At 49.3% G+C, this 20,974-nt stretch carries 24 protein-coding genes; 3 read left to right on the forward strand and 21 right to left on the reverse strand.

What is annotated here, in order from left to right; all coding sequences use genetic code 11:
- Window positions 1-64: 64 nt before the first annotated feature.
- Window positions 65-640, reverse strand: coding sequence for an elongation factor P hydroxylase (locus AAC007_RS02840; protein WP_339674549.1), 576 nt, complete (start codon window positions 638-640; stop codon window positions 65-67).
- Entirely contained in the window at window positions 633-1,127 is a 495-nt protein-coding gene (locus AAC007_RS02845; RefSeq protein ID WP_295877578.1) for a gamma-glutamylcyclotransferase family protein, read from the reverse strand. The genes AAC007_RS02840 and AAC007_RS02845 overlap by 8 nt, the downstream gene beginning before the upstream one ends.
- A gap of 177 nt (window positions 1,128-1,304) precedes the next feature.
- Between AAC007_RS02845 and AAC007_RS02850 the strand changes: the two genes are divergently transcribed.
- Complete coding sequence (locus tag AAC007_RS02850; RefSeq protein WP_339674550.1) at window positions 1,305-1,985, forward strand: hypothetical protein; 681 nt, start codon at window positions 1,305-1,307, stop codon at window positions 1,983-1,985.
- Between the two features lie 10 nt (window positions 1,986-1,995).
- On the opposite strand, the gene tusA is transcribed toward AAC007_RS02850, so the two are convergent.
- The 4 genes from tusA to AAC007_RS02870 form a co-directional block, all read right to left on the reverse strand.
- Window positions 1,996-2,229 carry a sulfurtransferase TusA gene (gene tusA / locus AAC007_RS02855; protein ID WP_295877576.1) on the reverse strand — a complete coding sequence of 78 codons (234 nt, stop codon included), beginning with the start codon at window positions 2,227-2,229 and terminating at the stop codon, window positions 1,996-1,998.
- A 63-nt stretch (window positions 2,230-2,292) separates the two neighbouring features.
- Window positions 2,293-2,511: a YheU family protein gene (locus tag AAC007_RS02860; RefSeq protein ID WP_255558145.1), complete on the reverse strand. Its 219-nt coding sequence runs from the start codon at window positions 2,509-2,511 to the stop codon at window positions 2,293-2,295.
- Window positions 2,504-3,325 (reverse strand): methyltransferase, encoded by an 822-nt coding sequence (locus AAC007_RS02865; RefSeq protein ID WP_295877575.1) that lies wholly within the window; start codon window positions 3,323-3,325, stop codon window positions 2,504-2,506. Before AAC007_RS02865 ends, AAC007_RS02860 begins: the two co-directional genes overlap by 8 nt.
- Before the next feature lie 41 nt (window positions 3,326-3,366).
- The gene (locus AAC007_RS02870; RefSeq protein WP_295877574.1) at window positions 3,367-3,669 is read right to left on the reverse strand and encodes an MTH1187 family thiamine-binding protein; all 303 of its coding nucleotides are present in this window, start codon (window positions 3,667-3,669) and stop codon (window positions 3,367-3,369) included.
- An 88-nt stretch (window positions 3,670-3,757) separates the two neighbouring features.
- Between AAC007_RS02870 and AAC007_RS02875 the strand changes: the two genes are divergently transcribed.
- The gene (locus AAC007_RS02875) at window positions 3,758-4,273 is read left to right on the forward strand and encodes an ACT domain-containing protein (RefSeq protein ID WP_295877573.1); all 516 of its coding nucleotides are present in this window, start codon (window positions 3,758-3,760) and stop codon (window positions 4,271-4,273) included.
- A gap of 11 nt (window positions 4,274-4,284) precedes the next feature.
- On the opposite strand, the gene AAC007_RS02880 is transcribed toward AAC007_RS02875, so the two are convergent.
- The 5 genes from AAC007_RS02880 to prmB all read right to left on the reverse strand — a co-directional run bounded on the left by AAC007_RS02880 (window position 4,285) and on the right by prmB (window position 8,300).
- Window positions 4,285-4,497, reverse strand: coding sequence for a hypothetical protein (locus tag AAC007_RS02880; RefSeq protein ID WP_295877572.1), 213 nt, complete (start codon window positions 4,495-4,497; stop codon window positions 4,285-4,287).
- 32 nt (window positions 4,498-4,529) lie between these two features.
- Window positions 4,530-4,961: a hypothetical protein gene (locus AAC007_RS02885; protein WP_295877571.1), complete on the reverse strand. Its 432-nt coding sequence runs from the start codon at window positions 4,959-4,961 to the stop codon at window positions 4,530-4,532.
- A 64-nt stretch (window positions 4,962-5,025) separates the two neighbouring features.
- The gene (locus tag AAC007_RS02890) at window positions 5,026-6,198 is read right to left on the reverse strand and encodes an MFS transporter (protein WP_339674552.1); all 1,173 of its coding nucleotides are present in this window, start codon (window positions 6,196-6,198) and stop codon (window positions 5,026-5,028) included.
- A 5-nt stretch (window positions 6,199-6,203) separates the two neighbouring features.
- Complete coding sequence (aroC, locus tag AAC007_RS02895) at window positions 6,204-7,304, reverse strand: chorismate synthase (RefSeq protein WP_295877570.1); 1,101 nt, start codon at window positions 7,302-7,304, stop codon at window positions 6,204-6,206.
- 78 nt (window positions 7,305-7,382) lie between these two features.
- Entirely contained in the window at window positions 7,383-8,300 is a 918-nt protein-coding gene (gene prmB / locus AAC007_RS02900; RefSeq protein ID WP_296433695.1) for a 50S ribosomal protein L3 N(5)-glutamine methyltransferase, read from the reverse strand.
- Between the two features lie 208 nt (window positions 8,301-8,508).
- On the opposite strand from prmB, the gene folE reads away from it, so the two are divergent.
- Window positions 8,509-9,051, forward strand: a complete 543-nt coding sequence (folE, locus tag AAC007_RS02905) for a GTP cyclohydrolase I FolE (protein ID WP_295877568.1) — start codon at window positions 8,509-8,511, stop codon at window positions 9,049-9,051.
- Window positions 9,052-9,123: 72 nt separating this feature from the next.
- Here folE and AAC007_RS02910 read toward each other — a convergent pair whose 3' ends face one another.
- The 10 genes from AAC007_RS02910 to odhB all read right to left on the reverse strand — a co-directional run bounded on the left by AAC007_RS02910 (window position 9,124) and on the right by odhB (window position 20,944).
- Entirely contained in the window at window positions 9,124-9,990 is an 867-nt protein-coding gene (locus AAC007_RS02910) for an alpha/beta hydrolase (protein ID WP_339674554.1), read from the reverse strand.
- On the reverse strand, window positions 9,987-10,466 hold the full coding sequence (locus AAC007_RS02915; RefSeq protein WP_339674556.1) for a phosphoglycerate mutase family protein: 480 nt from the start codon (window positions 10,464-10,466) through the stop codon (window positions 9,987-9,989). Before AAC007_RS02915 ends, AAC007_RS02910 begins: the two co-directional genes overlap by 4 nt.
- 13 nt (window positions 10,467-10,479) lie before the next feature.
- Window positions 10,480-11,496 carry an NAD(P)H-dependent glycerol-3-phosphate dehydrogenase gene (locus AAC007_RS02920; RefSeq protein ID WP_295877565.1) on the reverse strand — a complete coding sequence of 339 codons (1,017 nt, stop codon included), beginning with the start codon at window positions 11,494-11,496 and terminating at the stop codon, window positions 10,480-10,482.
- Between the two features lie 98 nt (window positions 11,497-11,594).
- The gene (htpG, locus tag AAC007_RS02925) at window positions 11,595-13,499 is read right to left on the reverse strand and encodes a molecular chaperone HtpG (protein WP_339674557.1); all 1,905 of its coding nucleotides are present in this window, start codon (window positions 13,497-13,499) and stop codon (window positions 11,595-11,597) included.
- Between the two features lie 84 nt (window positions 13,500-13,583).
- Window positions 13,584-15,275 (reverse strand): acyl-CoA dehydrogenase family protein, encoded by a 1,692-nt coding sequence (locus tag AAC007_RS02930; protein WP_339674558.1) that lies wholly within the window; start codon window positions 15,273-15,275, stop codon window positions 13,584-13,586.
- A gap of 29 nt (window positions 15,276-15,304) precedes the next feature.
- Window positions 15,305-15,910, reverse strand: a complete 606-nt coding sequence (locus AAC007_RS02935; RefSeq protein WP_339674560.1) for a TetR/AcrR family transcriptional regulator — start codon at window positions 15,908-15,910, stop codon at window positions 15,305-15,307.
- 132 nt (window positions 15,911-16,042) lie between these two features.
- On the reverse strand, window positions 16,043-16,915 hold the full coding sequence (sucD, locus tag AAC007_RS02940; protein WP_219041531.1) for a succinate--CoA ligase subunit alpha: 873 nt from the start codon (window positions 16,913-16,915) through the stop codon (window positions 16,043-16,045).
- Complete coding sequence (gene sucC, locus AAC007_RS02945) at window positions 16,915-18,081, reverse strand: ADP-forming succinate--CoA ligase subunit beta (RefSeq protein WP_219041532.1); 1,167 nt, start codon at window positions 18,079-18,081, stop codon at window positions 16,915-16,917. Before sucC ends, sucD begins: the two co-directional genes overlap by 1 nt.
- Window positions 18,082-18,221: 140 nt before the next feature.
- Window positions 18,222-19,658 carry a dihydrolipoyl dehydrogenase gene (gene lpdA, locus AAC007_RS02950; protein WP_339674561.1) on the reverse strand — a complete coding sequence of 479 codons (1,437 nt, stop codon included), beginning with the start codon at window positions 19,656-19,658 and terminating at the stop codon, window positions 18,222-18,224.
- 95 nt (window positions 19,659-19,753) lie between these two features.
- A complete protein-coding gene (gene odhB / locus AAC007_RS02955) occupies window positions 19,754-20,944 on the reverse strand; it encodes a 2-oxoglutarate dehydrogenase complex dihydrolipoyllysine-residue succinyltransferase (RefSeq protein WP_339674562.1) in 1,191 nt (396 codons plus the stop codon).
- Window positions 20,945-20,974: the final 30 nt, after the last annotated feature.

A 20,974-nucleotide genomic window follows, 5' to 3' on the forward strand; every position in this document is an offset into this window, starting at 1 on the left:
ACTCCCAGGTTAGCTCAAACACAAATCTATAATAAGAATTAATAAACATACATAATTCACTGATTTAATTGCATATTATTTTACCAATTAAATAGTTGTCGGCGTTCGCATAGAAGCCTGTTCTGAAGTGCGCTTGCAATGCCTGGCAAAACAGCGCTGCCCGCCGCGGAAGTCCAAACACCCGATAACGATGCGCCGCTTGCCACACCGCAAGCTGAAAAGGAAAAGGATCAATGGCGCCGCCATCTAAATTGTCGATGCTGACTCTAAACTGACGGCCCGCCGCAACACTGAACATCCATTCCAAAGCTTGGGGTTTAGCCTCTACCGCTTCAAACGTCCGCTGCTGCTCTACGCCTCTACCGTCAGGCTCGTACCAATATCCGTAGTCAAGCAGCAATCTTCTTTGCTCGCCTGCAATACACCAGTGCGCAGCCTCGTGCAATGCGCTTGCCGCGTAATCTGAGCGGAAAATAATCTGGTGGTAATCGATCTGCTCATCTGCAGGTCGATATAAGGGCTCCTCACCCCCGCCACGCAAGCGCGTTCGATCCGACGCCCAAAAACAAGACTCAAATACCGAACAGATAAGGTCCGCATCTGTAGAAATGTATTCCGGTGCTAAGTTGGCGTCAGGCATTGCGCAACAAGCCCTGCTCGCCGAGAAGAGGCTCAGAGTATACGCTCTCGTGGCCGGTCAATATGTCGATGTATTCACTGGACAAAAACTCGCGCCCCGCCAATAAATGGGCGAGATAACTACTCTCCGGCAATAGTGCATTGTTGATATAAGCTGGGTTGGCAAGGTAAATCCACGTCGCACGCTGACCAGAACTTGTGTGAACGTGCATGCACTCTCGGCTGTAACGTACCGGCGTACCCTCAAAATGATCCATTAAGCGCAATTCATCGATACTGGCTAATGTATATAAAACGCCCTCGACATGGCATTTACCTGCCTGCTGCACGTTGGCATAGGCGACACTCGGCTTGCAGTGAGATTGTTTGTTGAAAACCAATTTAAACCCCCGCAGCGACGCAGCTTCCGCCGTCAAAAAGCGTAAGCCGCGGGCCTTCATTCTGGCGGGATTCATATTGGAGCCATAGGCAAAATAGCAAGAAGTCATGATCAAACACTTGGCAAATCAATAAACAGAGAGTAATTTTAGCAGAAAGGGACATCGCAGCGACCGAGTTTAGTTCATATCGGTAATCATTCGAGGTTTTCCTTGAAAGGTTTTGTGCAAGGTGCACACCTCACAAAATCCGCTGGCATGTACCGCCCGCTACGTGAGGAATGATATATGGCTCCACGTAACCCCGGTAAACCTTCGTCCGCGAAGATAATCCCCTTTCCTCTGCGTTCTTCACGCACAGAGCAGCATCGAATCCTTCGGATTTCCCCAGAGTACGAGGGCCTCTGTTTGCTCTACGCCCACCACGCATTGAGTCGTGACAAGCTCTATGCGGTGAAAATTCTAGCTTGGGCGCGCTTGGCAAACGGACAAGATGTCGCGATCTTACCCTGGCTAAGCGGTATTGTTCGTTGCATAGACCTTAAAGACCCTGAATCTGGTCAAACCCGTGGCTATTACGACCCGCGCAGCTCTCGTCATTTTAGTGACATTCCACCCCATCACGCTGCAGCATTAGATGCGATGTGTGAGTACCCACAACAAAGTGGTATGCACATTGTGCAGGAAATCCCTGATCTTATAGGCAGCCACGCGGCATTATTGAGTGACGACAAACAGTTTTTACTAGAACCTGTGATCAGCTGGCGATTGCATAGCGACGGGAAATTAGAGGCACTTGTGGCAGACTTAAGTCTTGCCCGAGAATCGCCAGTACTTCCGAGTGACGAGTGCCTTTATCCGGTTCAGCGCGAGGGAAACTTTCGATACTTTTTTCAATACCACATTGCCAATCAAATTAAAGCAGGAGGACAAATTGCAACGCGAGCACTTCAGCAATTATTAACCTAAGTGCATGCGTTTAAGCTTTTTTAACGAAATAACGATAGTTGCCGGGGCCTTCTTCTTGCGACAGTAATTCATGGCCGAGGAAGGTGCAGAACTTGGGAATATCCCGCGTCGTGGCGGGGTCAGTGGCAACTATTTCAAGAACATCGCCAGAGGAAATATCGCGAATTTTATTGTGCAACAACATGACCGGTTCCGGGCAAAAAAGCCCGCAGGTATCAAGTGTGTGATCTGCCACTATAGCCAAACTTAAACTCCAAAATTGTCATCGTTGTTGCGCACAACACGGCTGTTCGCTGCGTTTATGTCGTTAGTCCTTAGCAATAACGCTCCAACTTTCAGTGTCTGGACTAAACACAATAATAGCCTTGTTGTTTTCCAAGGCCATGCGAAGTTGGCTTATTTTTTCCTCCTGGCTTATTTCTGTCTCGCCGTAATCAGTGCCGTCCCGCGTCACCATTTCCTCTAGCAGGCCTTGAAACGCATCCGCGCTCAGCTTCTGCCAGGGGATTTCAACATAATCACTCATGAACAGGTTTACCAAATTTAAGGGTCATTCGATCGCTTTCGCCAATCGCCAAATATTTTTCTCGCTGCTGGTCGCCCAGTCGCAAGCTGGGAGGTAAAGTCCAGACACCTGCCGGATGATCGTGATTATCCTTGCTATTGGCATTAATTTCACTGCTATCCAGCAGTAAAAATCCAGCAGATTCCGCCAGCTCAATAACTTGCTTTTCGGAGACATAGCCGCTCTTTATCATGGTTTGCAATGATGCATCTGGATCTGCCCGATGCTCAACCACACCGAAGATACCGCCAGGCTTTAAGGCTTTATATGCAGCGGCAAAAACGTCCTCAGCGACGCCCGATTTAAGCCAGTTGTGTACATTGCGAAAGGTAAGCACCTTATCAGCTGTGCCGGCTGGCGCGATATCTCGGTACTCTGGCGGCTGCAGTGTGGTAACCACCACTTTTTCATAAACCGCGGGATCTTTCGCCAGTTTGGCCTCAAAAGCAGAGCGCGACTTGCTGTAATAGCTCACATCACTATCTGGCGCAAAGTGCGCTGTGTAGAGCTTGCCGCAATCTTTGACTATCGGTGTAAGAATTTCGGTGTACCAACCCCCACCGGGCCATAACTCTACTACGGAGTCACAGGGTTGAACGCCAAAGAAAAGCAGTGTTTGCAATGGGTGGCGATACTCATCGCGGAGGTGGTTTTGGGCGCCGCGGTGCTCACCATCCAACACTTCCGCCCACATTAAATCATTCACCGCCGGTGCCGCGACAACACTTCCAATACACAAAGACTGGATAAGCACGAGCATACAAATACGTTTCATTTTACTTTCCTTAATTAATAAATTGCTCGCATTCACGGTGCCTACTTGGCTAAATGAGCACGCACATGTTCGACTTTATCTGCAATAGTTTGTTCACGATCAGATCGTGTTCCAATCTTTAACTGACTTGATAACCTAGGCGCACCCATTTCATGAAGGCGGACATGACATCGCTTCACCGCATCCATTACCACCTCCCACTCACCCTCTATATTGGTACCATAAGCGTGTAGTTGATGAGATAAACCCATATCTATGAGGATTAATTGGCATTCTACAATATACGGCGTCAGCGATGTTTCAACCCCTAAGGGGGTAATGCAAAAATCCACAATCACTTTCATATCGAAGCCTCTGCCTTTCTATGGTATTACTCTGTTCGTCAGCTAAGACTATAATCTAACACTACCTACGCATAAAAAGGACGACACCGTGAACAACTCTCTTGTCTTTACCTTTTTGGGATTGGATCGCCCAGGACTGGTTGAACGGCTGGCCGACATCGTCGCTGACCACCAAGGCAACTGGCTAGAAAGCCGTATGACCCAGCTCGCCGGCCAATTTGCTGGCATTGCCCGCGTCACCGTTCCCGCAAGTGAGATCGACGAACTCAGCAATGCACTACTAAGCCTTAACATTGAAGGCTTAACAATCAATATTCAACCAGGCCAAGCACCAGCAGCTGGCGCCAAGCCAAAACTGTGTAAATTGCATATTTTAGGTAACGACCGCCCGGGAATTGTGCGCGAAGTCAGTCGCGCGCTAAAGCAACAGCAAATCAATGTTGTCGAAATGAGCTCAAATATTACCAGCGCCCCAATGAGTGGCGATGCCTTATTTGAAGCCCACGTCAGCGCGGAAATGCCACAAGGATGTAATTTTGATGAGCTAGAAGAAAGCCTCGATACCATCGCAGAACAGCTCAGTGTTGATATCGTTTTAAGCTAGTTTAATGGCCATTAGCCTTGAATCTTTTTCATTACAAAAACCAGCGCTGCGGCCAGCAGCGCTATAAACGCCACGCCCAGCACACACAGTAAAAAATACTGCGCAATATCACGCCAAGGCACATCGAAACTCCAAACCGCAGAGCACACCAACATAACTGTCGCCAATACCGCCAACACTGGTGTTCGATAGCGTTTGTACGCCTTTACATACTGATTTGCCACGTTGTATTACCGTTTTAATGTACTTGTATCGCTTAGCTTAACGAATCTTCCCTAACCCACTCACAGCGCAACTTCCCCGTACCCTGACCCGGCACATGACATTCGTCTTCTGCCTGCCAAACAAAGGTGTGGGTGCCGCTGTAGGCCGTTTGTAGGTGCACCGTTGCCGTCACCCAATACATCTTGTGAAGGACCTTCTCAAACTGTTTCAGCCAAGCATCCCACTCATGCTCTATTGCTTTATAGGAACTGCCAAAATGAATCACATCGGTCTGGCAATCGCCAAAATCTATGGCGGGTCGCGGTGCCGAAAACATTTCACGACACAGCAAAGGCCAGTCTTCCGACGCTGGCAAAGAGGCTGTCACCAACTGATTATTGTCTCTTCGCTCAGCGACGTCCTCTTTGCTGCGCGCGTACAACATATCTGTGATACAACCGTAAACCACCGATTCCTGTGCCATAACACTACCTAAATAAGTATTTCCAAGCGAGTCTACAAAAGCTGCTCGTCATCGGCTAGTTATTTTAAGAATGCTCGGTGATCGCAGATTGTTCGTATAGCGGCGAGCGAAGATAGTGCCAGGCAATGGCAAAGGCGACTGCAGCTGCAAACGCGGCCACGGTAAAACACAACACCCCGCTTAAGTCCCAAGCCCAGCCACTCAGAACGGCACCAGCCGCGCCACCTAAACCAAAACTTAAGCCGCTATATAAAGCCATACCTTGGCCCTGATGACCGACAAAAGACCGCCGAATAATCTCGATGCTCGCGGCGTGATAACTACCAAAGCTGGCCGCGTGCAAGCACTGCGCAAAAATGAGTACCACGGGGTATTCGACAAAATAAGCAATTAACAACCAACGCAAGCATGACAAGCCCAAACTCCACAGCACAATATTGCGAAGGCTAAACGCCGCCAACACCCGGTGCATCCCGATAAAAAGGAGTACTTCGGCAATCACGCCCAGCGACCACAAAACACCTATTGCGGACTTTGAATAATCCTGTGCCTCAAGATAAATGCTGAAGAATGTGTAGTACGGGCCGTGGGATAGCTGCAAAAAAAAGCTGATCGCAAAAAATGCCAGCACCGCGGGATGACGCAGAATAATCAAGAGAGACGCGCGGGTTTGAGCCCCCCGCTGATTCCCATTCTTTTCGGAAACCAACAAGCTGGCAAGCCAAATACCGCTTAGCAATGCGCTAATAAGATAGAGCAGATGAACAATAGGATGGGTATCTAACCACCAGCCCACACCTAGAACCGCGACGATAAAACCGATTGAGCCCCACACTCGAATACGACTATAGCGCCCGTAACGCCCGGCGAGATGAGAAAGCGTCACCACATCAAACTGTGCTAGCACCGCATTCCAAAAAAAACTGTATGCCACGACAACAGCGGCCAACCACCAAAAATCCGAGCGGAGATACACGCCGCTGAATGCCACAATGCCGAAAAAAGCCCCATAGCGAATAATCCGGCTTCGGTGACCGTAATTATCAGCCATCCATCCCCATAGGTTCGGCGCAACGATCTTAGTCGCCATCACCAGAGCCGACAAAACACCAATTTCTTCGGAGCTAAAACCTAGAGATTTAAGGTAAAGGGCCCAGTACGGCACCCAGGTTCCCAATAATGCAAAATAGCAAAAATAGAAACCCGACAAGCGCCAGTACGGCACCGAGGCAGACACACTAATTACGAGTTAGCAGCGGGAATGACTGGTGTTGTGGAATGCACATCGGCATTTTGAGCCCGATTGCGGAGCAAATGATCCATCAACACAATCGCAACCATCGCTTCAGCAATGGGAACCGCGCGAATACCCACACAGGGGTCGTGACGACCAGTGGTGATGACTTCAACGGCATTGCCATCGACGTCTACCGTCTTGCCAGGCACGAGAATACTGGAGGTAGGTTTAAGCGCGAGATGGGCAACCAAATCTTGGCCACTGGAGATTCCACCAAGCACACCGCCGGCGTTATTAGAGGTGAAACCGTCTGGCGTGAGCTCGTCGCGGTGAAGGCTACCTAAAGCATCAACACAATCAAAGCCGGCGCCCAATTCAACACCTTTTACTGCATTTATGCCCATGAGTGCATGAGCGATATCCGCATCCAGCCGATCGAACACCGGCTCACCCAAACCCACTGGCATACCGCTGGCGACAACGGTTAATTTTGCCCCCACAGAATCACCGGATTTGCGCAATTTCTGCATATATTCTTCCATTTCCCCCACTTTACTTTCATCGGGACAAAAGAAGGGGTTGGTCTCCACCACATTCCAATCTACATTTTCCACCGCGATCGGGCCGAGCTGGGAAAGATAGCCCCGCACTTCAATTCCGCAGTGTGTTAGCAAATATTTTTTAGCGACCGCACCCGCAGCCACGCGCATTGCCGTTTCCCGCGCAGAGGAGCGACCGCCGCCGCGATAGTCGCGGGCGCCGTATTTTTGTTGATACGTATAATCTGCGTGCATGGGACGAAAACGATCTTTTATTTTGCCGTAGTCTTTTGATCGCTGGTCGGTGTTTTCGATAAGTAAACCGATCGAGGTACCGGTGGTTTTTCCTTCAAAAACACCGGACAGAATTTTAACTACGTCATCCTCTCGGCGCTGAGTTGTATAGCGAGAGGTGCCTGGTTTGCGGCGATCCAAGTCCAGCTGCATATCCAGTTCGGAGAGCTCAATACCTGGCGGGCAGCCGTCGATAATCGCCCCTAAGGCGAGACCGTGGCTCTCACCAAAGGTGGTTACCGTGAATAATTTACCGATGCTATTACCTGACATGAACCTTCCTGAATCGACTTTAATTAGCGCCACACTGCTGGCGGATTATACGGCAAAACGACAAAGGCCGTCAGAACCTCATGCAAAACTGTCTGCATATTCAAGCAATTGCTCGCGAGTCATGACAAAGACCCCGTGCCCTCCGCGCTCAAATTCCAGCCACATAAAGGGTACGTTTGGATAGGCCTCATCCAAGGCCACGCAGCTATTCCCCACCTCGACTATCAATACGCCGCCGACATTTAGGTGATCTGCGGCATGACGCAAGATTTGCCGAGTAATATCTAAACCGTCAGGCCCAGATGCTAAGCCTAGCGCTGGTTCACGGTGATACTCCATGGGCATATCGGCAAGGTCTTCGGCATCGACATAAGGCGGGTTGCTGACAATTAAGTCATAGCGCTCACCTGGCAGCCATTCAAAGACATCTGACTGCACAGCCCGAACGCGGTCAGAAAGCTCATGGCGAGCAATATTAATATCGGCGACATTAATGGCATCAAGGGAAATATCGGCCAAATCAACACTGGCATCTTCAAATTGATAGGCGCAAGCAATACCAATACAACCGCTGCCGGAACAGAGATCAAGGATTCGCTGCGGGTAAATACCAGACAGCCAAGGCTCAAAATCCTGCGCTATTAATTCTGCGATTGGCGATCTCGGCACCAATACTCGCTCATCAACGTAAAAGGATAGTCCTGCAAACCACGCCTCTCGCGTTAAGTACGCTGCGGGAACGCGCTCAGTAATCCGGCGTTCTAACAGCGACAGAATTGATTCGCGCTCGGCAATAGTTAAGCGGGCATCCAACAGTTCTGTCTCAAAATCAAACGGCAAATTTAAAACATGTGAAACCAAAACCCGAGATTCGTCGTAAGCGTTATCTGTACCGTGGCCAAAAAACAAGCCAGCGCGCCCGAATTCACTGACACCCCAGCGAAGGTAGTCGCGGATGCTTACTAGTTCATTGGTTATATTGTTTACTTGGCTCACGACGATACCCAAAAAATGTAAAGACGTAATTTTACACTAGCTAAACAAAGAATCCTGCACTGTTTTGACATGACTAGTACCCCGTCAACATGATATTGAAGGAGTACTGGCAGCAGCCGCAGAAAACAACAGCTATGTTCAAGATCGTTTGGAAACTCACGGCGGGTTTGCTACCATTCCAGCCCCAATAACGCATGAAGGATAAACAGTGGAAAAGGCGTTTGCAGATATTATTAAAAAAATCGGCGAAGATCCGACCCGTGACGGCCTGATAGACACGCCGACTAGAGCAGCAAAGGCGTTCGAGTTCCTAACCGAAGGCTATCGTCGCAATGTAAAAGACGTTGTCAACGATGCCCTATTCGAGTCTGATTGCAATGAGATGGTTGTGGTATCAGATATCGAACTCTATTCCCTGTGCGAACATCACTTGCTTCCCTTTATCGGCAAATGCCACGTTGCATATATCCCGCGCGGCAAAGTGCTAGGCTTGTCAAAAGTAGCGCGAATCGTCGATTTGTACGCGCGACGCCTGCAAATCCAAGAGGGTCTCACTACCCAAATTGCGAATACGATGATGGATGTCACTGGCGCAGACGGGGTCGGCGTTATCATTGAAGCCCGCCATATGTGCATGATGATGCGCGGTGTGGAAAAACAAAACTCAGTAATGCGCACCAGCGCAATGCTCGGCGCCTTTAAAGACAATCAAGCGACTCGCACCGAATTCTTATCTCTTATCAGCATGTAAATGTATCCGCACCAGACGCTATCAGTTCAAATTAGCAACTGGTGTGGATTTTTATCATGAAAGCCACTTATTTTAAGCGCTTTTAGCCCCGATAAAATCCTTAATCCACGCTACCATTTGTACCGATTGCGCTTCCATATGGCAGTGATGCTGACCTTCAATTTCCTTAACAACGAAACGCTTTGTGATATCGAAGGGCAATTTTGGCAACCATTGCCCCAGGCCCTGTTTGGCGGAAATCAGCAGCGCCGGCGAGGAAATCGCTTCCAGTGCCGCCTGCAACTGGCCAAGGCTTAATTTTACCGGGGAGGCAAATTTCAATCGTCTATCACTGCGCCAATAATAGCGACCGTCGTCTGCCTTGACGCTAGCTCGCTCTACAATTAAAGCGGCGGCTTCGACCGTCATTGGCGTCGCCCTTATCCTCGCCGCGACCGCCGCCTCAAAACTGGCGTGTCCCTGGTCACCACGCGGGGATTTGCTATCCGCAAAATCAGTGATATACCTGCCCAATTGCAGCGGAAAGTTGCTATCGGGTTCTGGCGGTGGCAGTAAACCATCTATACAAATCAGATGGCTCACTCTGTCCGGCAGCGTGGCGCTAAGCAGGGTCGAGATATTGGCACCGCGGGAATGACCAATAACAGAAAACTCAGACCAGCCCATTTGATCTACGACGGCGGTGATAACGCGCAAGTCGTCCCAAATCGCATAGTTGCCAGACGCTGGCTTGTGATCACTTAAACCGTGACCCGGTAAATCGATGGCCAAAACCTGAAAATCTGTCAGCTGGGCGGCGATGCAATCAAAGCTGCCAGCATTGTCCAGCCACCCATGCAAGGCTATAACGGGGAGTCCCGCATCGTCGCCCCACAATTTTGCCGCAATGTTTAAACCTTCAACATTGAAACGTTTTTCACATGCCAAACGAACACTCATCGCCCGTTATGATCGTAATTAGGATAGTGACGAAGCCATTCTAAATTGCCGCAGCCCTGCGCAAATACCTCTGCGCTGATAAGGGCCATACTCGCCGGCTGCATACCCCAGTAGCTTTTATTGGCACCGCCATGCCAAGAGGCAATGATATTGCTCAACAGAGGGTTGTGCGACACCACCATTAGTCGCTCGCCGCGAAACGTTGCCAACATAGCTTCTAATTCTGACTGCGGCGTATCTGGCGTTAATGACGATTTCAATCTTGGTCGCAGCTGCCAGTCGCGATTTAAAATCGCGGCGGTTTGAACCGCGCGCTTGTATGGACTCACCCAAAGCTCGTCGGGTCGCCAGGAACTGGCTGCTATCCAGCCCGCCGCTGCATTAACTTCTTGTTCACCAACCGCCGTTAGTTCACGCTCGATATCTGTTTTGGTATCCCACGAGGCTGAACCGTGGCGTATTAACAAAATTTCCATATTACCTATTACATTACTTAATGATGAACTCTACATCGCGGTTTTGTTCAGCACACATCATCGTGCCAATGACTTCGCTGACTTTACGACCATTGTAAATAATATCGTAGAGGCCATTTACCAAAGGCATATAAATCCCTAAGGCTTCTGACTGCTCTTTCATTAGTCTGAGGGTATTTACGCCCTCGGCAACCTGCCCCAGACTTTCAACCACCTCGTTGAGATCACGCCCCTGCCCCAACTCATAGCCAACGCGATAATTTCGGCTCAGTGGCGACGTGCAGGTGACAAATAAATCCCCGACTCCAGCCAGCCCTAAGAATGTCAGTGGATCGGCGCCTTTCATCACTGCGTAGCGACTCATTTCTGCCAAACTGCGGGTCACGAGCATACTGATCGTATTGTGACCGCACCCCATAGCCGCCGCCATACCCGCGGTTATTGCGTATACGTTTTTCAGTGCACCAGCCAACTCCACGCCGTACATGTCACTGCCGGCGTAAACTCGAAAGTATGAGCACTGCAAAATATCCTGAACGACGCTACCCACTTCCGGATCTGCGCTTGCAATTACGGTGCCTGTAATCATTCTGGCAGCTAATTCTTTGGCGAGATTAGGGCCGCTCATCACGCCTAAGCGAACCTGAGGCAATTCTTCTTTTAGCACCTCGCTCATGAGCTTATTGGTATCGAACTCTATACCTTTGGTGGTGCTAACCAAAATTGTGCCAGGCGCGAGGTAATCGGCGAGCTGGCGCGCAACTTCGCGACTGGATTTACTTGGTATTGAAAAGAAGACGGCATCGCAACCCGCGACTGTCTCCTTAAGATCTGAACTAGCCCTTAGGGCAGGATTAAGCTTAATCCCCGGCAAATAAACTTCATTTGTGTGTAGTTCATTGACTTCGTCTACACGTGCAACCGTTCTCATCCACTGGCAGGTATCATGTCCATTATCCGCCATGATGTTAGCTATTGCAGTGCCAAAGCTGCCACCGCCTATGATCGCAACCTTATATTGTTTTCCCATACTAGACTTAACCCCTGTCTTATTTACTGGGAGTTTATCACTGCTACACCGGACTAAAACAAAAAAGGCGGCTTTCGCCGCCTTTTACTGCAAATAAATTATGCACTTAACTCAAGCAAGAGCTTGTTTAACTTGTGAACGTAGCTAGCCGGATCTTCCAGCTGTGCGCCCTCCGCCAAATGAGCCTGATCGAATAAGACATCAACCAAATCAGCGAAACGATCTTCATCACTTTCTTGATCCAGTTTCTGCACAAGCGGATGAGCAGGATTTAGCTCAAAAATAGGTTTGCTCGGAGGCAGAGCCTGCCCAGCAGCTTCCATCATACGGCGCATTTGCGCACCCATATCGTCTTCAGTGACAACTAAACACGCGGGGGACTCGGTTAGACGGCTAGTGACTCGCACTGTCTCTACTTTTTCAGCCAGGACTTTATTCACTCGCTCGACCAGATCTTTGTGCTCCTCTGCGAGAACTTCCTGTGCCTTTTTCTCTTCCTCGTCTTCCAAATCGCCGAGATCCAGTTCGCCGCGACCTACGTCTAGGAAAGACTTGCCATCAAACTCCGCTAAATGGTTCATCAACCAATCGTCTACGCGTTCGGAAAGTAACAACACTTCGATGCCCTTCTTGCGAAACACTTCCAAGTGCGGGCTGCTTGACGCTGTTTTATGACTCTCGCCGGCAACATAGTAAATTTTAGTCTGACCTTCCTTCATCCGCGCCACATAATCTTCAAGTGAGTGCGTTTGTTCAGATTTATTGTCGAACGTGGTCGCAAAACGCAACAACTTCGCGATTTTTTCCTTATTAGTGAAATCTTCCGCGGGGCCTTCTTTCAGCACTTGGCCAAAGGCTTTCCAAAACTGCTGGTATTTCTCAACATCACTTTTTGCCAATTTGCTAAGCATATCAAGCACGCGCTTAGTCAAGGCACTCTTCATCGCGTCGACAGCGGGGTCTTGCTGCAGTATTTCTCGAGATACATTTAAAGATAAGTCGTTTGAATCAATAACGCCTTTCACAAAGCGCAAATACAAGGGCAAGAACTGCTCAGCGTCGTCCATGATAAAGGTGCGTTGAACGTATAATTTCAGGCCACGCGCTGCATCGCGATTCCACAAGTCCATCGGCGCTTGACCAGGTAAGTACAGCAAGCTGGTGTACTCTAACTTCCCCTCAACTTTATTATGGCTCCAGTGCAGGGCCGGGCTAAAGTCATGGCTAACGTGCTTGTAAAACGCCTGATACTCTTCGTCAGTCACTTCACTGCGAGAGCGCGTCCAAAGTGCAGTTGCACTGTTCACCGACTCAAAACCCGGCTCCGCTTGCTCTTCACCCTCTTTGGCCTTAGGCGGGGTATTCAGCATTTGCACAGGAATACTAATATGGTCGGAATATTTTTTAATGATGGAGCGAACGCGCCAATCGTCGGCAAACTCACTATCTTCTGGACGAAGATGGAGCACAACCGTGGTACCACGATCGACTTTTTCGCACTCCTCAACTGAGAAATCCGCTTCACCAGTGGACTCCCAATGGGTGGCAGATGAAGCCGAGTCACCGGCGCGGCGGGTAAACACCTCGACGCGCTCTGCAACAATAAATGCCGAGTAAAAACCAACGCCAAATTGGCCAATTAACTGGGAGTCTTTTTTGCCATCGCCGCTGAGATTCTTAAGGAATTCAGCAGTACCTGAGCGCGCGATGGTACCTAAATTGGCAATAACCTCATCGCGTGACATGCCAATACCGTTGTCACTAATGGATAGCGTATTACCTTCCTTATCAAGGGTAACGCGAACTCGAAGATCAGGATCATTTTCAAACAACGCACTATCGGATAGCGCTTCATAGCGTAATTTATCAGCGGCGTCAGAGGCGTTTGATACTAGCTCTCTAAGAAAGATTTCTTTATTGCTATACATTGAGTGAATCATTAACTGCAGCATTTGCTTTGCTTCAGTTTGAAAACCCAGAGTTTCTTTTTCTGCTGTCGACATTGTTGCTACCTTTCTTCAAAAAAATTAAGTGTGGCCACAGCTTCTGCGGTCAGTGCTTATAAGATGGGGCCATCACTTTTTTTTTCAAGACTCAGCGCAATCAAACTCTGGAAGCACCCTTGATAAAATCATGTGTACGTCGACACCTTCGGGCAAACAGCCGTAAACAGCCTGACCACCACTCAAACGTGAGCGAACAAAAGCGTCCGCAACCGGCGGTGGGGCAGATTGCACCAATAGTGCCGCTTGCATCGTTAATGCTAACTGCTCAATCAAATAGCGCGCCCGAAACTCGAGGCTTTCCGGCTTATTGAAGAAAGTTTGCAGCCGCTCTACTGCAGCGTCTAGCAAGGGATAGCTGCCTGCGGATTTAGCCAACTCCTTAAACCAACGCTCCAGCACCGCCGGTGTTTTTTGTAGCGCCCGCAGCACATCTAATGCTTGTATATTGCCCGAACCTTCCCAAATGGCATTGATCGGGGCCTCGCGGTATAGACGCGGCATAATGCAATTTTCAATAACGCCGTTCCCCCCCAAACACTCCATAGCCTCATATGCGTGGCCGGGAGTGCGTTTACATATCCAAAACTTGCCAACCGCCGTACCTAGGCGCATTAATAGTTGTTCGCTCGGATCATCCGCGTTATCGAGCGCCTTCGCCATGCGCATGGTCAGGGCAAGCGAGCCCTCTACCTCAAGCTGTAGATCCGCTAAGACATTCTGCATTAAAGGTTGATCTATTAAGCGCGCGCCGAATGATGAGCGCTGTTGAGCGTGATTCACTGCTTGGGCAACCGCTTGGCGCTGCCCTGCCGTTGAGCCAACCATGCAGTCGAAGCGCGTCAGCGACACCATTTCGATAATCGCCGATACCCCACGCCCTTCGTCGCCAACCATCCAACCGTGGGCCTGACGCAACTCTACTTCTGAGGAGGCGTTGGATACATTACCCATTTTATTTTTAAGGCGCTGCACGTAAAGCCCATTCTTGGTGCCATCTTCACGCCAACGCGGCACTAAAAAGCAACTCAGGCCACCCTTCGCCTGCGCCAGCATCAAGAAGGCATCGCACATTGGCGCCGATAAAAACCATTTGTGGCCGCTTATTGTGTACAAGGCACCATTGCCCGAAGCAGTGATTGGCTCTGCCACCGTGCTGTTCGCACGCACGTCTGAGCCACCCTGCTTCTCGGTCATCCCCATGCCAATGGTGACAGCACTCTTTTCAAAATACGGGACATTGTCAGGCTGATATTTGTTAGCCAGTATTTTCGGAAGCCATATTGCAGCCAATACCGGGCTTAACTTTATCGTCGGAACCGATGCGAAGGTCATCGTTAGCGGACAGCCGTGCCCCGCTTCTACCTGCGCCTGCATATAGCTAAGCGCAGCGCGCTTTAGGTGGGCACTTTTAGCGCTGTCGCGCCAGGGACCGGAGTGAATCCCATTGCTAAGCGCCAATTCCATTAGGCTATGGTAAGCGGGATGGAATTTAACGAGATCGACGCGCCTGCCGAAACGATCGTGAGTATCGAACTGCGGTTTATTCTCATTGGCATCAAAGCCCCATGCAATCACTTCTGCTTCACCACAACGGGCACCGTGGGCAGCAAGGCTCTCGGTATCTTCAACGCCATAGTGATGAAGGGCTTCTTGAAGAGCGATATCGCTTTTATACAAATTGTAATTTTCCAAGGCAGAGGACTGGTTAAATACCTCGTGAGTTTCACCACTTGTACTTTCAATATGCTCAGCATGCTTTTGTATAAGCGACATACGCCCTCCTCATTGAATATGATTTTGTACTAAGGTTTATATAAAACCCCAACTGCTCTTAAACAAAACTCTCGCAACGCGACTGTCGTAAGTGAGTCGCTGCTAGGATGATCCAATGGCCCTAACAGGCTCTCTGCCATTGCGCCAACTAAGGCAGCGGCTGATAAGGACGGCGTCTGCGATACCAAAACCCCACTTTCTACGCCCTCGGCGATCACCGCTTCGAAAAGTGCGGAATAGGCTTTTCGATATTCTAGGCGCGCCAGATCTACTGCCGGATCAACAGGTTCGGCGATTAATGCCCATGCTAGTTTCGGCGCGGCAAATGCGCGCTGGGCAAATACTTCAGCGGCAGCCGCGAGACGCCCTGCAACCGATAACTCAGCTGACAAGGCGAGCTTGACCGCCTCGAGCTCTCGAATCGTTGCGCGTCTAAACACCTCAGTGCTCAATTCATCTTTATTGTTAAAGTAGCGATACACAGTGCCGACACCGATACCGGCCTCGGAAGCGACAGCTTGGATGGTAAGTGCGGCAAAACCGCCCTCCCTCACCAAGGATTCTGCTGCACGGAGCAAACCCGATTTTTGCGCAAGCTTGCGCTGTTTTACCATCGGTGTTTCGCGATATGCCATATAGACTTCCTAAGATGTTAAAGAAGTGAATCATGATTCATTTCTTTAATCAAGACTCAGTTAATTAATTACGTCTGCCCTTAAACGCAAAAAGGCGGCCGAAGCCGCCTTTTCTAACAATGCAAACTGAACTTACCAGCCGGTAATTTCTTTCAGCGCTTTGCCGATATCCGCCAGCGAGCGAACAGTTTTAACACCAGCGTCTTGCAGTGCCGCAAACTTCTCGTCAGCAGTACCTTTACCACCAGAGATAATCGCGCCAGCATGGCCCATGCGCTTACCAGCAGGTGCGGTAACACCAGCAATGTAAGATACAACAGGCTTGGTCACGTTTGCTTTGATGTAAGCAGCAGCTTCTTCTTCAGCAGTACCACCAATCTCACCGATCATCACAATCGCTTCGGTCTGTGGATCATTCTGGAACATTTCCAAAATGTCGATGAAGCTTGAACCAGGAATCGGATCACCACCGATACCTACGCAAGTAGACTGACCAAAACCATAATCAGTTGTCTGCTTAACTGCTTCATAGGTCAAAGTACCTGAACGAGATACGATGCCCACTTTACCTGGCAAATGAATATGACCAGGCATAATGCCGATCTTAGACTCACCTGGAGTGATAACACCTGGGCAGTTTGGTCCGATCAGACGCACACCCATCTCATCGCACTTCACTTTACATTCCAGCATATCCAGCGTCGGAATACCTTCGGTGATACAAACAATCAGTTTGATACCGGAAGTGGCTGCTTCAAGGATAGAGTCTTTACAAAATGCAGCGGGAACGTAAATTACTGAAGCTTCTGCACCAGTAGCATTAACCGCATCAGCAACAGTATTAAATACAGGCAAACCCAAATGTTCTTGGCCACCTTTACCCGGCGTTACACCACCGACCATTTTTGTACCATAAGCGATGGCTTGCTCAGAGTGAAAAGTACCCTGTGCGCCAGTGAAGCCTTGGCAAATAACTTTAGTATCTTTGTTAAGTAAAACGCTCATTATTTACCCTCCGCTGCTTTAACGACTGTTTCAGCCGCTTCAGTGAGGCTGTTAGCAGCGATAATGTTCAGGCCGCTTTCTGCAAGAATCTTGGAGCCAACATCTGCATTGTTACCTTCAAGGCGAACAACAACAGGGATCTTAACGCCCACTTCTTGTACTGCACCGATGATACCGTCTGCGATCAAATCACAGCGTACGATACCGCCAAAAATATTTACCAGAACCGCTTTTACACTGTCGTCTGACAAAATAATTTTGAATGCTTCAGAAACACGCTCTTTAGTTGCACCACCACCTACGTCGAGGAAGTTAGCAGGAGCGCCACCGTGCAATTTAACGATATCCATGGTGCCCATCGCCAAGCCAGCGCCGTTTACCATGCAGCCGATGTTGCCATCTAGCGCGACATAGTTAAGCTCAAAGCTCGCAGCGTGCGCTTCACGTGCATCTTCCTGTGAAGGATCATGCATTTTTTTCAATTCAGGATGGCGATACATCGCATTGCTATCAACAACCAGTTTGGCGTCTAGGCAGTGCAAATTACCTTCACTGGTAATAACCAGCGGGTTGATTTCCATCAACGCAAGGTCTTTGTCTTGGAACAATTTAGCCAAGCCCAAGAAAATATTTACAAACTGCTTAACCTGAGTTGGGTTTAAACCCAATTTGAACGCCAGTTCGCGACCTTGGTATGGCTGAGCGCCAGTCATCGGATCGATAATTGCCTTGAGAATCTTCTCTGGAGTCTCTTCTGCAACTTTCTCGATCTCAACACCACCTTCGGTAGATGCCATGAAAACGATACGACGTGAAGAACGGTCTACAACCGCGCCCAAATATAACTCTTGATCAATGTCAGTGCACGACTCAACTAAGATTTTAGAGACGGGCTGACCATGTTCATCTGTCTGATAAGTTACCAGGTTTTTACCTAGCCACTTTTCAGCAAATGCCTTGATCTCTTCTTTGCTGCTAACTAGCTTAACGCCGCCAGCTTTGCCTCGGCCACCAGCGTGAACTTGGGCCTTAACTACCCATTTGTCGCCGCCAATTTTATCAGCTGCTGCTGCAGCTTCTTCCGGGGTATCACAGGCATATCCTGTAGAAACAGGTAGCCCGTATTCAGCAAACAACTGTTTGCCCTGGTACTCGTGAAGGTTCATGTTGGAATTACCATCTCGGTCTGTGGAAGTGTTAAGCGAGTTAGATCCTGTCAGTGACTTGGCCCGCTCCCTCTGCACATTGCAGTAACAACGCGAAATCGGGATGCGTATTTTCCCGAATTTCGCGCACTACCGCAAATCTATTTACGCTTCTTACGATTCGGCATGTGTATAGCCTGTCCATTTACCGCTAACGCGGCCTCATGAACAGCTTCAGACAGCGTTGGATGACCAAATACAGTCAAGCCAATATCTTCCGCTGAAGAACCAAATTCCATAGCGATAACAATCTGTTGCACTAAATCCGCTGCACTGGCACCGATAATATGGCAACCAAGAATACGGTCAGTCTCTTCGTGGGCGAGCATTTTAACCATGCCCGTTGAGTCATTTGCAGCTACAGCTCGGCCGATGGCCGCAAATGGGAAAGTACCGACTTTATACGGAACCCCCTCTGCTTTCAGCTGCTCTTCGGTTTTACCTACGCCGGCGATCTCTGGGTGAGTATAAATAACCGAAGGGATGCAATCGTAGTTCATCGTGACTTTGTGACCAGCAATACGCTCTACAACCATCACGCCCTCTTCAGACCCCTTGTGGGCGAGCATTGGGCCACGAACCACGTCACCTATAGCGAATACGCCAGCGGCATCGGTTTTGCAGTGATCGTCAACAAAGATAAAACCGCGCTCATCAAGATTAACACCACAATCAGGGGCAAGTAGACCATTGCTCATGGGCTTACGACCAACGCACACAATCAACTTATCAAAGATTTCGGTTTTCTCTTCGTCGTTGTGGGTATAACTTACTTCAACTTTACCCTTGGCAGTTTTGGTCGCAGTAACGCGTGCACCCAAACGAATATCTAAGCCTTGCTTCTTAAAGACTTTTGCCGCTTCTTTTGCAATTTGGCTATCTACAATTGGCAGGAAAGTGTCCAAAGCTTCTAGTAGCACTACTTCACTACCTAAACGGGACCAAACGCTACCCAACTCTAAACCGATAACCCCAGCGCCAATTACACCAAGCTTGGCAGGCACGCTTTGAAACTCCAACGCACCTGTAGAGTCAACGATAATGTCTTGATCTACCGGCGCCGGAGGAATTGCCACTGGGATAGAACCAGTAGCGATAATAATGTTCTCCGCTTCGAGAATGCTTGTGCTGCCGTCAGCGGCGGTCACTTCTACTTTTTTACCAGCAAGTACCTTGCCTAAGCCTTCAATAGAGGTAACGCCATTTGCTTGGAAAAGGCCTCCGATACCACCAATCATTTGCGCAACGACAGCATCTTTGCGCTTGATCATTGCGGGCACATCAATCGTTACGTCCCCAGTGCCAATACCATGATCAGCAAAGTTATCCTTCGCTTCATGATATTTGTAACTGCTATCGAGCAGAGCTTTAGACGGTATACAACCAACATTAAGGCAGGTTCCACCCAAGGCCAATTTGTCGCTTTTGTTGCGGGCCTTTTCTATGCAGGCGGTTTTCAAACCGAGCTGTGCTGCACGAATGGCGGCAACATAACCCGCTGGGCCAGAACCAATTACTACCACATCAAATTTCGACATTTCCACTTCCCGTTCTGTCGTTTGCAGCAGATAAGCCTACCTTCCGCCAACCACTGCTAAAAAATACACGCGCCGGCGTATTCCGGCGCACTCAATTAAACTTCTAGCAAAATACGCGCTGGATCTTCAATTAAGTCTTTAATCGCAACTAGAAATTGCACCGCGTCTTTACCATCGACCAAGCGGTGATCGTAAGACAGCGCCAAATACATCATCGGCAAAATAACAACTTCGCCATTTACCGCCATTGGGCGATCTTGGATTTTATGCATTCCCAAAATGGCAGTTTGCGGCGGGTTTAGAATTGGCGTTGACAGCAAGGAACCGAATACACCACCGTTGGTGATAGTAAACGTACCGCCAGTCATATCTTCCATACTTAGCTTGCCATCTTTAGCGCGCAAACCGTATTCGCGGACCTTCTCTTCAATTTTAGCCATACTCATGTTTTCAGCATCGCGGAGAACAGGAACAACTAACCCCTTCTCAGTTGATACCGCCACACCGACATCCTGATAACCATGGTAAACCACATCATCGCCGTCAATAGAGGCGTTTACGGCGGGGAAGCGCTTCAGCGACTCACAGGCCGCTTTCACGAAAAAGCCCATAAAGCCTAGACGGGTGCCGTTGTGCGATTTTTCAAACAAATCTTTATATTGATTGCGCAAATCCATAATCGGCTTCATGTTGACTTCGTTAAACGTCGTCAACATAGCAGTAGTGTGCGTCGCCTCCAGAAGGCGCTCAGCAATACGCTTACGCAAGCGCGTCATTGGCACGCGCTTTTCAACCCGCTCACCTGCGGGCACATCTACGGCTGGCGCAGCGGCAGGTGCTGGCGCTGATTTCGCAGCTGCTACTGCAGGTTTATGCGCAGCAACGTCTTCTTTTGTAATAAGTCCACCCTTGCCCGTACCTGTAACAGCGGCCGCATCAATGCCTTTTTCATCTAGCATTTTACGCGCCGCAGGACTGATCTTTAGATCGGCTGCTGCAGCCGGCGCGGTAGCTTCTTCTGCTGGTTCAGCAGAAACGCTTGCCGACGCACCTTCCTCAAACAAGGCAACAACCTCATCGCTTAGAACCGTATCGCCCTCGCCTTTTATAATTTCTTTCAATACGCCGTCCGCAGGCGCCACAACTTCAAGAACCACTTTATCCGTTTCAATATCTACCAAGGGTTCATCACGGGTCACCGCTTCGCCGACTTTCTTGTGCCATGTTGCAATAGAACCGTCTGCTACTGATTCCGGAAATGTTGGCGCTTTGATTTCAGTACTCATCACTCTTCCTGTCATTAAATTCGCTGTACG

Source organism: uncultured Zhongshania sp. (genome assembly GCF_963975605.1).
Taxonomy (GTDB): Bacteria; Pseudomonadota; Gammaproteobacteria; order Pseudomonadales; family Spongiibacteraceae; genus Spongiibacter; species Spongiibacter aquimaris.

What these genes read in the sequence shown, in the direction of transcription:
- AAC007_RS02840 (WP_339674549.1), bottom strand. Translation starts at nt 640, where the DNA reads ATGCCTGACGCCAACTTAGCACCGGAATACATTTCTACAGATGCGGAC.
- AAC007_RS02845 (WP_295877578.1), bottom strand. Translation starts at nt 1,127, where the DNA reads ATGACTTCTTGCTATTTTGCCTATGGCTCCAATATGAATCCCGCCAGA.
- AAC007_RS02850 (WP_339674550.1), top strand. Translation starts at nt 1,305, where the DNA reads ATGGCTCCACGTAACCCCGGTAAACCTTCGTCCGCGAAGATAATCCCC.
- AAC007_RS02860 (WP_255558145.1), bottom strand. Translation starts at nt 2,511, where the DNA reads ATGAGTGATTATGTTGAAATCCCCTGGCAGAAGCTGAGCGCGGATGCG.
- AAC007_RS02865 (WP_295877575.1), bottom strand. Translation starts at nt 3,325, where the DNA reads ATGAAACGTATTTGTATGCTCGTGCTTATCCAGTCTTTGTGTATTGGA.
- AAC007_RS02870 (WP_295877574.1), bottom strand. Translation starts at nt 3,669, where the DNA reads ATGAAAGTGATTGTGGATTTTTGCATTACCCCCTTAGGGGTTGAAACA.
- AAC007_RS02885 (WP_295877571.1), bottom strand. Translation starts at nt 4,961, where the DNA reads ATGGCACAGGAATCGGTGGTTTACGGTTGTATCACAGATATGTTGTAC.
- aroC (WP_295877570.1), bottom strand. Translation starts at nt 7,304, where the DNA reads ATGTCAGGTAATAGCATCGGTAAATTATTCACGGTAACCACCTTTGGT.
- AAC007_RS02910 (WP_339674554.1), bottom strand. Translation starts at nt 9,990, where the DNA reads ATGAGTGTTCGTTTGGCATGTGAAAAACGTTTCAATGTTGAAGGTTTA.
- AAC007_RS02915 (WP_339674556.1), bottom strand. Translation starts at nt 10,466, where the DNA reads ATGGAAATTTTGTTAATACGCCACGGTTCAGCCTCGTGGGATACCAAA.
- AAC007_RS02920 (WP_295877565.1), bottom strand. Translation starts at nt 11,496, where the DNA reads ATGGGAAAACAATATAAGGTTGCGATCATAGGCGGTGGCAGCTTTGGC.
- htpG (WP_339674557.1), bottom strand. Translation starts at nt 13,499, where the DNA reads ATGTCGACAGCAGAAAAAGAAACTCTGGGTTTTCAAACTGAAGCAAAG.
- AAC007_RS02930 (WP_339674558.1), bottom strand. Translation starts at nt 15,275, where the DNA reads ATGTCGCTTATACAAAAGCATGCTGAGCATATTGAAAGTACAAGTGGT.
- AAC007_RS02935 (WP_339674560.1), bottom strand. Translation starts at nt 15,910, where the DNA reads ATGGCATATCGCGAAACACCGATGGTAAAACAGCGCAAGCTTGCGCAA.
- sucD (WP_219041531.1), bottom strand. Translation starts at nt 16,915, where the DNA reads ATGAGCGTTTTACTTAACAAAGATACTAAAGTTATTTGCCAAGGCTTC.
- sucC (WP_219041532.1), bottom strand. Translation starts at nt 18,081, where the DNA reads ATGAACCTTCACGAGTACCAGGGCAAACAGTTGTTTGCTGAATACGGG.
- lpdA (WP_339674561.1), bottom strand. Translation starts at nt 19,658, where the DNA reads ATGTCGAAATTTGATGTGGTAGTAATTGGTTCTGGCCCAGCGGGTTAT.
- odhB (WP_339674562.1), bottom strand. Translation starts at nt 20,944, where the DNA reads ATGAGTACTGAAATCAAAGCGCCAACATTTCCGGAATCAGTAGCAGAC.